11 protein-coding genes are annotated in these 13,698 nt (G+C 67.6%); 6 read left to right on the forward strand and 5 right to left on the reverse strand.

The window, feature by feature from the left end; translation table 11 throughout:
• Window positions 1-45 precede the first annotated feature (45 nt).
• From AB0H36_RS27590 to AB0H36_RS27610, 5 genes are all read right to left on the reverse strand, one after another.
• Window positions 46-1,749: a hypothetical protein gene (locus tag AB0H36_RS27590; RefSeq protein ID WP_360529417.1), complete on the reverse strand. Its 1,704-nt coding sequence runs from the start codon at window positions 1,747-1,749 to the stop codon at window positions 46-48.
• Window positions 1,750-2,136: 387 nt separating this feature from the next.
• Window positions 2,137-2,601 carry a hypothetical protein gene (locus AB0H36_RS27595; protein WP_360529420.1) on the reverse strand — a complete coding sequence of 155 codons (465 nt, stop codon included), beginning with the start codon at window positions 2,599-2,601 and terminating at the stop codon, window positions 2,137-2,139.
• Between the two features lie 787 nt (window positions 2,602-3,388).
• Complete coding sequence (locus AB0H36_RS27600; RefSeq protein ID WP_360529423.1) at window positions 3,389-4,789, reverse strand: peptidoglycan DD-metalloendopeptidase family protein; 1,401 nt, start codon at window positions 4,787-4,789, stop codon at window positions 3,389-3,391.
• A gap of 130 nt (window positions 4,790-4,919) precedes the next feature.
• Window positions 4,920-5,645, reverse strand: a complete 726-nt coding sequence (locus tag AB0H36_RS27605; RefSeq protein WP_360529426.1) for a GntR family transcriptional regulator — start codon at window positions 5,643-5,645, stop codon at window positions 4,920-4,922.
• A gap of 819 nt (window positions 5,646-6,464) precedes the next feature.
• Window positions 6,465-6,647: a helix-turn-helix domain-containing protein gene (locus tag AB0H36_RS27610; RefSeq protein WP_360529429.1), complete on the reverse strand. Its 183-nt coding sequence runs from the start codon at window positions 6,645-6,647 to the stop codon at window positions 6,465-6,467.
• Between the two features lie 118 nt (window positions 6,648-6,765).
• Between AB0H36_RS27610 and AB0H36_RS27615 the strand changes: the two genes are divergently transcribed.
• Genes AB0H36_RS27615 through AB0H36_RS27640 form a run of 6 tightly spaced genes read left to right on the forward strand, consistent with a single transcriptional unit; the run spans window position 6,766 to window position 13,695 of the window.
• A complete protein-coding gene (locus AB0H36_RS27615) occupies window positions 6,766-7,842 on the forward strand; it encodes a hypothetical protein (RefSeq protein ID WP_360529432.1) in 1,077 nt (358 codons plus the stop codon).
• Window positions 7,839-8,180, forward strand: a complete 342-nt coding sequence (locus AB0H36_RS27620; RefSeq protein ID WP_360529435.1) for a hypothetical protein — start codon at window positions 7,839-7,841, stop codon at window positions 8,178-8,180. Before AB0H36_RS27615 ends, AB0H36_RS27620 begins: the two co-directional genes overlap by 4 nt.
• A 2-nt stretch (window positions 8,181-8,182) precedes the next feature.
• Window positions 8,183-8,932 (forward strand): hypothetical protein, encoded by a 750-nt coding sequence (locus tag AB0H36_RS27625; protein WP_360529438.1) that lies wholly within the window; start codon window positions 8,183-8,185, stop codon window positions 8,930-8,932.
• The gene (locus AB0H36_RS27630) at window positions 8,919-10,646 is read left to right on the forward strand and encodes a hypothetical protein (protein ID WP_360529441.1); all 1,728 of its coding nucleotides are present in this window, start codon (window positions 8,919-8,921) and stop codon (window positions 10,644-10,646) included. Before AB0H36_RS27625 ends, AB0H36_RS27630 begins: the two co-directional genes overlap by 14 nt.
• Window positions 10,643-12,211, forward strand: coding sequence for an SCO6880 family protein (locus AB0H36_RS27635; protein WP_360529444.1), 1,569 nt, complete (start codon window positions 10,643-10,645; stop codon window positions 12,209-12,211). The genes AB0H36_RS27630 and AB0H36_RS27635 overlap by 4 nt, the downstream gene beginning before the upstream one ends.
• Window positions 12,212-12,264: 53 nt before the next feature.
• Window positions 12,265-13,695 (forward strand): hypothetical protein, encoded by a 1,431-nt coding sequence (locus tag AB0H36_RS27640; protein ID WP_360529447.1) that lies wholly within the window; start codon window positions 12,265-12,267, stop codon window positions 13,693-13,695.
• Window positions 13,696-13,698 lie beyond the last annotated feature (3 nt).

Consider the following 13,698-nt stretch of genomic DNA (forward strand, 5'->3'; position numbering starts at 1 on the left):
GGAGACCGCTAGCAGGCACCACGTCGTCATACACAAAGCTGGCTGTTACGCCGGGCGACGCCTGCCCGCGGTCCGGATGGGCTCGGCCCCAAGCAACTGCTCGAGCATCCGCAGCAACGTCAGCTGCTCGTCCTCCGGGGGAGCGCTCGGTATCCGTTGCCACTCATCGCCAAGCCAGTCGTCTAGATCCGGTGGGGGCTCGTCGGCGTCGAGGGCCTGATCGACGCGGGCACCGCGAGCGTGTGTTCCTGGCCGGCTGGGCAGCCGCCGTACGCCGAGCCAATGCCACCACTGCTGGCGTTCGCCTCGAATCCGCTGAAGTTGTTCCCGAATCTCGTCCAGCACTCCGAGGGCTTCCGCAACAAGGTTCAAATCGGCCCGGGGCGACAGTCGCCACCTACGGTCGGCGTACTCGGCCAGATCCCACGCCGCGAGACTCGCCAAGGCCGAGCTGACGGCACTGGGGGAGCGGCCGAGCAAATCGGCTATCCCGCGGCCGGTCAGCGGTTCTGACGCCGTCTCCAAGGCTTCATAGGTCAGGGCCGCGATGGCTCCCAACTCGCGGAAGGGGGCGCGAATTCCGTGGATTGTGCTCCGGCGCCAGGTCCGCCACCTGTGGTGGTCATAGCGGTCAGGGAGACGCAGACGATACCGATCGGCCACGGTCCCTTGGTGTTCTTCCACCAGCTCAATGAATGGATCCGGCTGGTTACGCAAGGCAACAAGGTTCTTGGCGACAGCTTGGTGAGTCCGTTTGCCAGCCGCTACGGACAAACTTCGAACACCGAACTCCACTTCGATGCTCCCAGTCTTCTGTGCTGCTTCTGCCAGGGATCTCAACAGCATGTGCTGGTCGGGGGTGAGGTGGTCTCGTGCGTGAGCATCGACCGCGCCCACCCATATCCGGATCTGTTGGTATGCGGTCGCACTTGCCGCCCCCGCGTGTGTATCTGACCCCCTTGTGTCGCAATAACGAACACTATTCCGCCCTAAGGGTTGGGTTTGTCGTTTTTCGAGGACGTGCCGGTGAGCGTTGCGCCAGTCGCGGAGAAGCGCTTTGCGTCGATGGGCCCGGTGGTAGCGCTGGTAGAAGCTGCTGAGGCCAGGCCAAAGGCCGCTATCGAGGCGCTTCGCGACGTCGATGAGGCGCATGCCTGCGGCGACGGCGGAGCAGAGGACGGCCTGGCGAGCCTGAGAGGGGGTGCGGTACCGGGCAGAGTCGTAGACGCCGGTCGTGGCGATCTCGCGGAAGCGGGCGGTGAGTTCCCGCGGACCGCCGGGCAGCGGCTGCCAGGGCGCATCTGCGAGATCGTCGCTGAGAGAGGCGTCGCTGCTGGGCTGGCTCGCGAGCGCCGTGAGCTCGGGCTGGAGCTCACGGCGGATCGCCTCGACGACCGTCGCCTTGGCCGGCCGCTGGAGGATGTCGTAGGCCACTGCCAGGGGGGTGATGAGTTCCTGGTAGCCACGGCCGCCCTTGTAGAGGGAGCCTGGTGGGCGGATGACCCCAGTCACAGGGTTGAGCATCGGTATGGCGTCGACGGATGGCCACCGGTGAGCGATGGCCCGGGCGATCGCCCGGGCTTCGCCGAGGGTTAGGGCCTCGGCGAGAGGGACGTAGAGGTGATGGCCTCCACTGGGGGAGCGGTCGGTGATATACCGACCACCGGCGCGCTCGATGAGGTTCTGGATCCCCGTGAGATCGCGGAGGACGGTGTCAGGGCTGGTGCGGCTGGTGTCTAGATCGACCACCAGGAGCCGGGTGCGGCCGCTCCCGTCGTAGATCGGTATGGCGGCGGGTGCTGGCGGCGGGGTCGATCCGAGAAGGCGGCGCCCACGGCGTCGGTATGTGCGGCCGCCGTCGAGTGAGACGAGCATCCACCCCTCAGCGGACATCAGTGGAACCAGCGCGGACCAGGTCTCGGCGGCTCTTGCTGCCGCGACGGGTACGACACGCCGAGAATCGCCGGGGGTGGTTGCGGTACTGGCGCTGGCAACAGCTACAGTAGGCACAGCAGTAGGGCCCCTTCGGGGGTGTAGTGATCCGACCCTCGTGCTGGTCGCCGGGAAGCAAAGGCACGATGGTTCTGGACTTCGGGCCGCCCCACTCGGGGCGGCCCGCCTTGCGTTATGTGGTTCTTAGCTGGCTCTTAAGAGGTTGCTCTCCTCCAGCTGGTCTAGTTCTGTCAGGAGGTCATGCTCGGTCGCGTCGACGAGCTCGTATGCCCAGACGATTACGCCTTGGCCGTCGGTGGGGACGCGTTCCAGGACTGCGTCTGCGACCTGGGCGGCGCTGAGGTTTAGGGCGTCCGCGGTGACATCGATCTTGGCCTTGTTGTCGTCCTGAACGCGGGCGAACAGGACCGGCAGTTGGCTTGACTCGCCCCTTGGCCGACGGGGTGTGCCGGTGAGTTCGTGCGCCCAGACGATCAGCCCAGTTCGGTCTACCTCGACTCGATCCAAGACAGCATCTGCGATCTGCGCCGCGCTGAGATTCAGTGCGTCTGCGGTGACATCGACTTTTGCTTTGTTCGCTGGCTTCACCCGAGCGAAGAGCACGGGCAGGGCGGTGGACTGCCCACGCTGTCTGCGGATGCGGCTCATGATCCGAAACGCTAGTGCTATTGACAGGCCGGGCGGGGGATCTGGTGCGGCGTGTCGCTAGCGCTAGTGCACCGCGACTCTGGCGAGCTGGTTGTTGCCTACTGCACCGTGTAGGAGCGCACCAACCATCCAGTCTGGCTTCGGCTCATCTCGATGAAGACGATGAGCACGTGTGGAGTACCGGTCCAGTTGTCACCTGATGGTGTGCACGAGACGCGGACGGCGCGGCTCGCGCGGCTCGGTGAATCCGTTGGCGCTCCGGCTTCTGTGGCGTCGCTTGCAGTACATCGCATGTAGCCCTTGTGCTGCTCGAGCTCAGTCCAGGTCAGCCCCGGGTTCCCGCCGGGAGGTGGCTGTTTCAGTTCAGCGGCAAGGGTTCCTGCGGCAAGCGCCGCAGCACGGCGGCCGGCATCGGCCGGTTGGTTGTCGATGCGAGCGTCGTACGTCGTTAGCAGCAAGGAGAACGCGGCGGCGACTGCGGTCGGATCGCCGCGATCGGGCTTCGTGGCCGCGGGTGTGAGACCTCGAGGCATCCCGCTTCGTCCTGGAGTTCCGGGCTGTTCATTGGGCCGGGCGGTTGCTGGCGGCAACGGTGCGGTGGGGGTGATGTACGGCGTGGCGGTGGGCGCCGGGGGAGTGGTGGGGCCGTCGTAGTCCAGTGGGCTGGATTCCGTGGTGGTCGGGGTTGTCTCGCTGCTCGGGCTTCCTGTGCCGCACGCGGTGGCTGTGAGGAGCAGGAGCGTGGATGTCGCGGCCAGGAGTGCGCGGCGGCGGATGGTGTTGTTGGTCATTTCGTCACCCGCCGGGCTTCGTGGGGTGTGGTCTGGTAATAACCGTGGCCGACGGCAACGATCTCGACGTGCTTGCCTGGCCTCGGAGCATGGATCATTTGTCCGGCTCCGAGGTAGATGCCGACGTGGTCCCAGCGGCCGCTGAGTCGGCCGGTCTTGTAGAAGATCAGGTCGCCGGGCAGTGGTGCGCCGGTGATTGGCTGGGTCGCTCCGTACTGGTCGTCGGCGACCCGGGGGAGTTCGATGTCTCCTGCGGTGGCGGTGTACCAGGCGTAGCGGGTGAGGGAGCTGCAGTCGAATCCGGCGAGGCCGCTGCCGACGGCTGGGCTGGGGCCGGTGAGGCTGCCTCCGCCGAAGACGTAGGGGACGCCGAGCTGCTTGCGGGCGGCGTCGATCACTGCGGCGGCGGCATCGGTGGGGGAGTCGGCGGTGCCCGCGTGGCTGGCGAGCCAGCTGACGGGGTCGACGAAGGATCCGTTGACTTTGATCTCGAAGTGCAGGTGCGGGCCGGTGGTGTTCCCGGTGTTGCCGGAGCGGGCGATGCGCTGTCCGGTTTGGACCTTGTCGCCGGTGTGGACGCCGAGCTCGGATAGATGGCTGTAGGTGCTCTGGATGCCTGAGCCGTGGTCGATGACGATGTGCCAGCCGTAGGCGCCTCCCCAGCTGGCGGAGGTGACGGTGCCGTTGTAGGTGGCGAGGATGTCGGTGCCGATGGGTACGACGTAGTCGTAGCCGGTGTGCCAGCCGAGTGACCACAGGCGGCCGGCCTGGTGGAAGACAGCGCCGACGCCGTACGCGCTGGCGATGGGCTTGATCCAGCCTCCGCTGGCCGCAGTGACGTCGTCGGCGCTGGTGTACTTGGCCATGGCGGCTTTGATCTTGGGCACGTAGAACTCGGTCTGCCCGTTGCGGGGGATGCATTTGCATCCGAGGATCCGGCCTTCGCCGGCGTTGTAGGCCGCGAGAGCGAAGTCGATGGTCACGCCGCCGAGCGGCCGGACGAGATCGACAAGGCGGCACATGTACCGGGCTTGCGCGGCCACGGCGTCGGCCGGGTCGCGGGGGTCCTTCTTCCCGTCGCCGTTCGCGTCGACGCCGTACATCACCCACGTTCCAGGCATGAACTGCGCCGGGCCGACTGCGCCGCGGTTGGATACGACGTCGACCTTGAAGTTCGATTCGGCTTCGATCTGCGCTGCCAGCAGGGGAGCGGTGACTTCTGGGCAGGTCTGGGCGGCGGCCAGGATGGGACCGACGAACTCGGCCGGAACCGATCCTGGTCGCAGTCCCTGGCCGTAGTTGACCAGAGCTGGTTGTTGCTCTGGGCCACCGAGAACGACGGCAGCGAAACCGATGGCGAGCGCGCAGAACGCGACGACGCCGGCGAGCACCTTCATCTCGAGTCCCCGTTCTCGTGGAGCGACAGCTTAGGCACTCTGGGTGTCTTCTCGGCGACCCATTTCCGGCGGATTGCAGGAAGTTGCAACACCGCGAACGACGACTGGGCGCGGCGGGTTGGAATGGGCGTCACGCTTTGACCTGGTATCGGAAGGTGACGCGATCGGCGGGTGCGCGAGTGCGCAGGTATCGGAGGGGTCGATCGTCGGCCGAGTAGCCGATCCGGGTGTGGATCAGCAGCGGGACCCCGCGGTCCATGGCCAGTTTGTGGGCTTCCTCGGGGTTGGGCATGCGGGCGGTGATGCCGTCGTCGAAGTACGCCTGGGAGAGATCGGCAGCGGTGAGGATCCTGTCGTGGGCCGACAGGTCCTGAGGAATGGCGAGCTCGGGGTGGGCGTCGACGAGCCAGCGGGGAAAGTAGGTGTCGGTCAGATGGTGCGGGCGCCCGTCAATGCGGCGGAGGCCGGTCTGCAGCACGACCTGGTCACCGGCCGGCACCTCGAGCGCGGCTGAGAGCTCTTCGTCGGCCTGCACCAGCTGCACTGAGATCTCGGCGGAGGGTTTGTGCCCCGCCTGCCGGACGCTGTCGGACCACAGGTCATCGTCGGCCAGGCGGCGAAGTTCCAGGGTCGACATCGCCCACTGCATCCGGTTTTCCCGCCGTACCCGCTTGAGGTGGCCGGCACCTCCCTCGATCAGACCTTCGGCGGTCAGTGTCTGTAACGCCACGCGAATCGTCGCTCGTCCGACCCCGAACTGTCTGCCCATCTCGTCGATGCTCGGCAGCTCATCGGTGATCTCGCCGGAGCTGATTCGGCGGCGGAGCTCGTCCGCGACCTCTGCATGCCTACTCACGAACTGCCTCTCTGTCTGTCAACGCGATCCGACTTGACAGCATTGTGCACCCTGGGCGTACATTCCGTAACCTGTGCGCACAGGGTGCACCGGTTGATGAACCCGAGGAGCCAGGTGTGACATTGATCGCGACACGTCGCTACGTCGACCGCAGTCAGGAGAGCTGCCTCGGCAGGTCGAGGGTGGTGCGGCGCGCCCGGCCGCGACTGTTGAAGCCTGGACGGCGCAGTCGTCGGCCCGTCGCGTTCCTGGTGACTGTCGTGAGCGACGGTCACGGGGGCGCCGACCTGGCGTCCGATCTCTCACCGAGCAGCATCGAACCCCAGCCGACGCCTGTGGCGCTCGACGTACCCGAGCGTCGCCCGGCGGCCTACAGCCGGGCATTCCGCATCTGCCGCGGGTGCATGCAGCCGGCACGACGTGCCGACCTGGTCAACGGAGACGGCGATCGCCCCAGGCACCCAGAATGCGTGCCAGAGGACGAGCCGACCCTGGGCGGCGACGCTGATGCCTGAGGCAACATTCAACCGCCGCGCTCACCGACCCGCCCTTACACGAAGTGCGGGGGTGGCGCTCCCGATCGGCCGCAACCCAGATGGCCAGGAATTGCACGTTGCTGCAATTTCCCCCAACAGCCTCGACGCAGGCGACACGGCTGGATACCGTCGCAGGCTGGCTACGCGACACGGCCACCTCGCCGCCAGCGCAGGCCATCCGACAACTGAAGACACCCCACGCACGACCTCGGCCGCCGGGCTATTGGCTCGGCCAGGCGCCGCACGCCGCGGGGTGACCCGGTCACGCTGCGACTATGGTCGCCTACCGTCGGCGAAGCTCGTCGAGTCCGGCGGGGGTGAGGTACCAGCGAGAGCCTTCGCGCTCGCCGCTGATCTTCTGCTCGCGCAGGAGCCGCCGAATGGTCTGCACATCCCAGCCGGTCAGTTCGGCTGCCTGCGTAGGGGAGTAGCGCCGGCCCGGAGGCTCGCCAGGCGAGTTCGTCATCCGCAGATCATCTCGAACTATCGATACTTGCAACGTAAAATCATTGTAACCAACGATTATTTCATGGGATACTGAAGCTATGTCTGGATGGGTGCCGTCTGAACCGGGGGAGCGGCCCGTGCGACCGGTCGAAGACACAGGAATCGAGATCGTCGGGGTGGACGTCCCTGCGCCGGCGTTGACGGCGGAGGAGTTGGCGGCGGCGTATGCCGACAAGGCCGATCCGGAAGCGACGCAGGCCGGGGCGGCGCCCGGGTGGGTGCCGTACAGCACCGACGAATTGATGGGCACGCTCCCGGCGCCGCGGGAGGCACCCGCGCAGCATGGCGTGCGCCGTACCCTCGGCCTGGCGCCCAGTGAGGCCGAGCGGGCGGAACGACAGGCCCGCCACTTGGCGGCGACGCCGTACCCGCGCCCGGTCACGATCGTGGTGGCCAACCCCAAGGGCGGTTCTGGGAAGACCCCGACCACGCTGCTGCTCGCTGGCGCGATGGGTAACGCGCGAGGCGGCGGAGTGGTTGCCTGGGACAACAACGAGCTGCGGGGGAACCTGCATCTGCGTACCAATGCTGGAGGCAACCAGAACACGGTCATTGACCTGTTGCGTGCGATGCCGCACCTGACGTTGCCCGATGCCCGTGTCGGCGACGTCGGCGGCTACCTGCGACCACAGGTCTCTGGGCAGTACGACGCACTGACGTCAGCTACCACGACCTACACGCAGATCGAGGCCGCGCACTTCGCCCAGATCCACCGCCTGCTGAGCCGCTTCTACCGGGTGGTGGTGATCGACACCGGCAACAACGAGGCCTCGAGCAACTGGCGTGAGGCGATGCGGGCCGCCGACGCCCTGGTGGTGCCGATCAAGTGGAAGACCTCCGCGTGCGGGGCGGCCGTCCAGATGCTTGAGGACCTGCAACGCCAAGGCCCGGAGGCCCGGGACCTGGTGCAGCGGACGGTGATTGCGGCCAGCAACGGCCCCGGCGACATCAACAAGGACATCGAGCGCGAGCTGCGCCCGTACTTCTCGAAGCGGGCGGCCGCGGTCATTGATGTTCCGACCGACATGCACATCGCCGAGGAAGGTCCGCTGGACCACGCGGCTTTGCAGCCGGCCACCCGGCGGGCTGCTCTCGAACTCGCGGCGAAGGTCGCCGAGCAAATCAGCAAAGCAATGAAGGGACCCTACGCGTGATCATCATGACCCTCCCGCTGGACGCCGCAGCGAAGTGCGACAAGAACGCCGCGGTCTGGAATCCGCTGTGCGGCATCACGCCGAACGCGGGTGCCTGGGGCAGCGAGTTGAGTTCCAAGGTTTCGGTCCTCCTGAGCGGTATCTGGTGGCTGGTGCTCGTCGCCTGTGTTGCGGCCGTACTGCTGTCGTTCGCGCAGTGGGCGTGGGCCCGGCAGGTCTCGCACAGCGAGAGTGAGATGGCCGCCGGGACGAAGCACCTCAAGCGCTCCGGAGTCGCGTTTGGGTGCGCGGTCTTCGCGAGCTCGGTGATCACCGCGATCATCAACGTGGTTCAGTGACGATGAAGCCGGTCGTGAGGGTCGCCGTCGCTGTGGTCGTTGTTGCTGCGGCAATTGGAGCTGGTGTGGCCATCGGCGCCGCGCGAGGCGGGGACGAGCCGGCGCCGACGAGTACGCCGACGCCGTCGGCCTCGGCCCAGCCGAGCTCGGGTGGCCTCGTGGCCGGTGGCGGTGGCTCAGGGAAGGCTGCCGACGGCAAGACGCCGATCCGGTTTGCGTCGTCGTGCGACGGCGCGGCTCAGGCGGCCGCCGCCTACAGCGTCGGCTTGACCGACGAGATCGGCTATGCCCGACCGGGGGTGGCCGGCACCAAGCGAGCGGGGCTGAACGCCACGCTCGACTACATCTTCAGCACCGGCGGATCACCGGACGAATCTGTCGTGGAACGTCGGACCGTGTTGCTGACGCCGAACGAGACGCTTCCTGGTCTCACCGCGCACCCGGAGTGGGGCGGTTACAAGGTGGTCGACTGTGTCCCGAAGTTCTCAGCCACCATCAATCTCTTCTCCTGCCTGACGGGGTATCCGGACTCCGACGGCGGGTCGATCTGCGACACAACCGTTTGGGAACTCACCTGGTACGCCGATGACTGGCATGTCGCTCGCATCCCGGCGACCACGGTCACTCCCGATCCCACCTCGGTCTTCCCCGACTCGGTGAAGGCCCCGAACCCTGTACCCGCCGCGAGCCGCCGGGCGGCACTCGCGGCCGGAGGCGCCGGCTGGACGGAGTGGGCCAATGCACCGAAGTGACGTGATCCGCCGGGCGGTCCTCGGGTTCCTGGTGGCCTTGGTCTTCGCGGTCGCGGGCACCTCGGTGGCCGCGGCCGACGAGCCGGATCCCGCGAAGCAGAAGGCCGCTGACGCCGTCGCGACCAAGGTGTGCGCGGTCGGCCGGCTCGACACCATCCTCAAGACCGTGAACCTCGACGACGACTGCATGAACAAGGTGCGGGCGATCTACGCCGACGGTCCCGACGGTGTCACGGCCGGGCGGATCTGCAGCACCCTGATGCCAGGCAAGAAGTTCGTTGTGCTCCGAGCCCAATGCAATGTGGCGCTGCTGCCGGTCGTCCGGCCGATGGTGAAGCTGTGGCAACAGACCTATGACGCAGCCAAGGCGGTGAAGACCGGGATTGAGATCGCGAAGTTCGTCGCCAACCCGCAGGACGGCGTCGACTCGTTGGCGAACCAGACGAAGCAGGCAGGGGTATCCCTGGCTCAGGTGATGGCCACCGACCTGGTGAAGTCCACCCCCTCGTTCGACGCCAACCAGGGCTGGTGGGGCGCGAAGTACCGCCAGGCGATGGTCCTCGGCCTCGTACTGCTGGCCGCGATGACGCTGTGGACGATCCGCGACGCCGCTCTCAAGCGCAACGACGAAGAGCTGGTGACCTCGATTCTGATCCGGCTGCCGATCGCCGTTCTCGCGATGTGCTTCGCTCCGGCCATCGGACTGGCAATCACCAACGCCTCGAACGCGGTGGCCCAGGCGGCCGTCCCGACGTTCGGCGCGGACCTGGACAAGTTCCTCGACCGGATCACCAACGTGAGTTCGACAACTGCGGCCGCAGGGTCGCCGTTGATGGGGATCCTGCTGTTCGGGCTGCTCTTCGTCGGCGTCGCGTTGACGATCTGTGCTCTGCTGATGCACACCCTCGCGCTCTACCTGACGGGTGTGGCCATGGCCATCGTGTGGGGCATGTACGTGAATCCCCGCTGGCGGCCACAGGTCAACCGGGTAGCGGCGTTCTGGGTATCGACCGCGTTCGCGAAACCGCTGCTGATCTTCATGCTCGGCGTGGCGTTCGCGATCGCCGGGAACCTCCAGGCAGGTGTCGGCAGCCTGCAGGAGATCCTCAACATCGCACTGGTCGGGCTGACGATCCTGCTGGTCGGCCTCACCCCACTGGCGCTGCTGAAGTTCATCCCGCTGTTGCCGGCGGCTACGGAGTCGATGCGACCGGCAGGTGGTGGGAGTGTCGTCGGCGCCGCAGGATCGGCGGCCGCCTCGGTGGCCATGTCTCGTGCGAGTTGGGGCACCCAGCGGGAGAAGTCGACAGCCACCTCCAAGCAGACCAGCACCCACAGCTCCAGCACCACCTCGTCCAGCGGCACCCAGGGCACAGGCCAGTCCGGTCGCCCAGGAGTTGCCGGGCAAGGTCAGACAGGTGCTGCAGGTCAGGGTGGGCAAGGCACGGCTGGCCAGGCCGGGCCGGGCCAAGGCGGAGGTGGGCAGAACCCGCCGAACGATCCCGGAGAGGTCACCCGCCCGGCGACGCAGGCCGGCGGCAAGGCCGCCACCGGAGCCGCCGTCGCGGCAGGTGGCGCGGTGGGCGGACCAGCGGGCGCGATGGCGGCGGCGGCGATCGCGGCCGGTGCCAAGCAGGCCGGCGAGAAGGCCCGCCAGACCGCGGCCGGCGTCGCGCCGGACATCAACCGTCAGGACGGAGGTGAGAGGTCATGACGACCGCGGAGGCGCCGTACCAGCGCGAGGTGGTGCAGGTCGGTGGTCAGCCGCGCAAGCGCGGCCTGTTCGGCGGCCGGAACACATTCGAGGTCGCGGGACTGGCGGCGTGCGCCTTCGTCGCCGTCGTCGTGTCGTTGTCGGTGGGATCGCTCGATGCGATCCTCGTCGCCCTGGTCGTGTTATTCGTCGCCTGGCTGTTGTTCACCCCGTTCCGGGTCTTCCGTGGCAGTTCACCGGCGGCGCGGATCGCTGCGGAGATGCAGTGGCGGCGCCGGGTACGGCGGGGCCTGACGACCTTCGTCCCCGGGCAGCCCGCAGTGCGCCCGGCCAGCCGGGCCGGCAAGGCGAAAGCGACGTCGACGAAGCGGGATGTTCCGGACGCGGTCGGCACGATCTATCCGACCCGGCTGCGGGTCGCGACCGGCGAGGAGGTGCTGGTGCTGCGCCACGAGAACCCTGGCCAGCTCACCTTCTCGACCGTCGTCCTCGAGGTCACCCCGGCCACCCATGGCCTGGTGTCGGCAATGACTGAGGACACGGCGTACGTCAACTGGGGAACGTTCAAGGCCGGTCTGGCCGACGACACCTCCTACGTGCGGTCGATCCAGCAGATCGCCCGGGTCCAGCCGGTGTCGCTGTCGGCGCACGAGGCGTGGCTCGCCGAGCGGGTTCCCGCCAACACACCGCAGATCCTGATCGACTCCTACCGGGATCTGCTCAACGAGATGAACTTCCGGTCGGAGTCGCACCGCACGGCACTGGTGCTCCGGATTCCGCACACCACCCGCTGGGACCTGTTCGTCCGGGAGCACTACCCGAATGACGGCAGCAACGCGCACGCCCTCGCCGTAGTTGCCGAGGCCCAGCGGGTAATGCTCCAGGCCGAGGCCTCAGGGCTCGGGCGCTGCCGCATGATGAGTGAGCAAGAGGTGGCCAAGGCGATCCGCTCCTGCCTTGACGCGCACTTCTCGTGGGACGACCCTCGCCCGGCACAGTTGCAAGACTGCTGGGCGAGCTGGGAGACCAGCCGGCGCCATCTCACCGTGCACGGTGCCGCCGGCGACTGGTACCTGAGGACCGCAACCCTGCGGGGAGCGGACCTGCCGAGCCGCCCGGTCGCGATCACCTGGCTGAGGCCGCTGCTGTCAGGGGTGTACCCCGCGGTGATCCGGACCATCGCCGTCACTGAGGAGATCACCCCGGCAGGTGCCGCCCGGGCGGCCGCGACATCGGCGGCCGCTGAGGACCAGGCCGCGATTCAGCTCCAGAAGACCGTGAACGACGGTTCAGCCGCGGTTCAGGCATCCGCGTCGGCGCAGCTGCTAGCCGACCTGAGTCCCGGGTCCGGTCACCACCGCGACGGCTGGGCACTGCACGTCACGGTGGCTGCTGAGTCCCTCCAGCAGTTGCGCATCGCCTGCCAGCGACTCGACTCCGTGGCCACGAACGGGCTCGGGGCCAAGTGGACCTGGGCCGACGCGAGCCAGGACACCGCCGTGGTGGCCACCTTGCCCCTGGGCCGAGGCCTGCGGACTCGCGCCCGCAAGATCGCAGGTCAGTGATGCGAGCCGACCATCAGCAAGTTGCCCACCCGATGAGAGGAGTGTGATCAGCGATGCCGCGCAAAAAGACCAAGCCGGCTCCGCCGCAGCCCCGCAGCGTCCGGCAAATCGCCGCCGCGACCCTGCGTCGTCGACCGATGCTGGATCGCGCCGGCTGGTACGAGCCGCTTCCGCTGCCGGTGGAGTCCTCGACCCGGCAAGCCGCCGCGCTACGCCTCGCAGTGGGCACCACCGGGACGAACACCTTCGCCCTCGCGATCGGGGAGGACCTCGAAACCGGGGAGCCATGCTTCTCCGACCCGTTCAGCGACTACCTGGCGATCAAGTCGCCCACGCGCTGCGTCATCGGCGACGTCGGCTCAGGAAAGAGCTCCAACGAGAAAACCTGCGGCGTGATGCGGCCACTGCTGCTCGGGCGGCGCGTCGCCGTCGTCGACAAGAAGGACCAGGGCGGCGAAGGAGAGTACACCCCGCTCGCCCGGGCGCTCGGAGTGGAACCGATCCGGTTCGCGCTCGACGGCACCGGAACCAAGATCAACATCTTGGACACCCAGATCGGGACGACCGTCAAAGCCGGGGGAGCGGCGACACAGAACCAGCTGCTCCGCGCGGTCGCGGCGCAGGCGCTCGGGCGAGAGCTCAATCAGCGCGAGGGCAAGGCGCTCGAGGTCGCCCGGCGGCAGGCCGTCCGGGAAGCCCGCAGCAAGGGCCACATTGCCGACGTGCGAAACCTGGTCCCCGCCATGCTGAACCCAACCCAGGAATCGGCCGACGAGGCTGTCACGAGTATCGAAGCGCTGCGTGAGTTCGGTCGCGACGTCGCCTACGCGTTGAACATGATGGTCGACGACCACCTCACCGGGCTGGTCGACGGGCCGACCGACGACCGGATCCGGCTGAACGACTCCCTGACCGTCTTCGACATCTCGGCCCTGCCGGACTCCGGGCCCGCCGTACCGATCGCGATGGCGATCATCAACACCTGGCTCAGCAACGTCCTGGTCGAGCAGGAAACCCCGGTGCCCACCCACTTCGTGGTCGAGGAAGGCTGGCACCTGGTCTCCGGGGCCTTCGCGGAGGTGGCCCAGCGCAACTCCAAACTGGCCCGCGGCAAGGGCCTGGCACCCGAGTACGCGATCCACCACCTGGCCGACATCGACAAGTCCTCACCGGCGATGGCGATGATCCGCGAGGCCGGGCACGTGCTGCTCTATCGGCAGTCCCGCTCCGACGACGCGGAGGCCTGCGTCGAGGCGTTCAACCTGCCGCGCGAAACCAAACAGCGCCTGATGAACCTGCCGGACGGGACGTTCATCTTCGTCCAGACCGGCAGGCCGCCGCGCCTGATCCAGCATCTGCGCTCGCGCATCGAACGGGAGCTGACCAACACCGATGCCGTGATGACCTCTACGGCGACGATGGCCGACCTCCAGGCGTCGGAGACCGAGCGCGCCGCCGGGGAACTCATCGGAGCTGCTCGGTGACAG

Origin of the sequence: Kribbella sp. NPDC050820, from assembly GCF_040653975.1 — a bacterium.
Taxonomy (GTDB): Bacteria; Actinomycetota; Actinomycetes; order Propionibacteriales; family Kribbellaceae; genus Kribbella.

Bases quoted from the DNA above. Each gene is read 5' to 3' on its own strand.
- AB0H36_RS27630 (WP_360529441.1), top strand. From the start codon at position 8,919: ATGCACCGAAGTGACGTGATCCGCCGGGCGGTCCTCGGGTTCCTGGTG.
- AB0H36_RS27595 (WP_360529420.1), bottom strand. From the start codon at position 2,601: ATGAGCCGCATCCGCAGACAGCGTGGGCAGTCCACCGCCCTGCCCGTG.
- AB0H36_RS27610 (WP_360529429.1), bottom strand. From the start codon at position 6,647: ATGACGAACTCGCCTGGCGAGCCTCCGGGCCGGCGCTACTCCCCTACG.
- AB0H36_RS27625 (WP_360529438.1), top strand. From the start codon at position 8,183: ATGAAGCCGGTCGTGAGGGTCGCCGTCGCTGTGGTCGTTGTTGCTGCG.
- AB0H36_RS27635 (WP_360529444.1), top strand. From the start codon at position 10,643: ATGACGACCGCGGAGGCGCCGTACCAGCGCGAGGTGGTGCAGGTCGGT.
- AB0H36_RS27640 (WP_360529447.1), top strand. From the start codon at position 12,265: ATGCCGCGCAAAAAGACCAAGCCGGCTCCGCCGCAGCCCCGCAGCGTC.
- AB0H36_RS27600 (WP_360529423.1), bottom strand. From the start codon at position 4,789: ATGAAGGTGCTCGCCGGCGTCGTCGCGTTCTGCGCGCTCGCCATCGGT.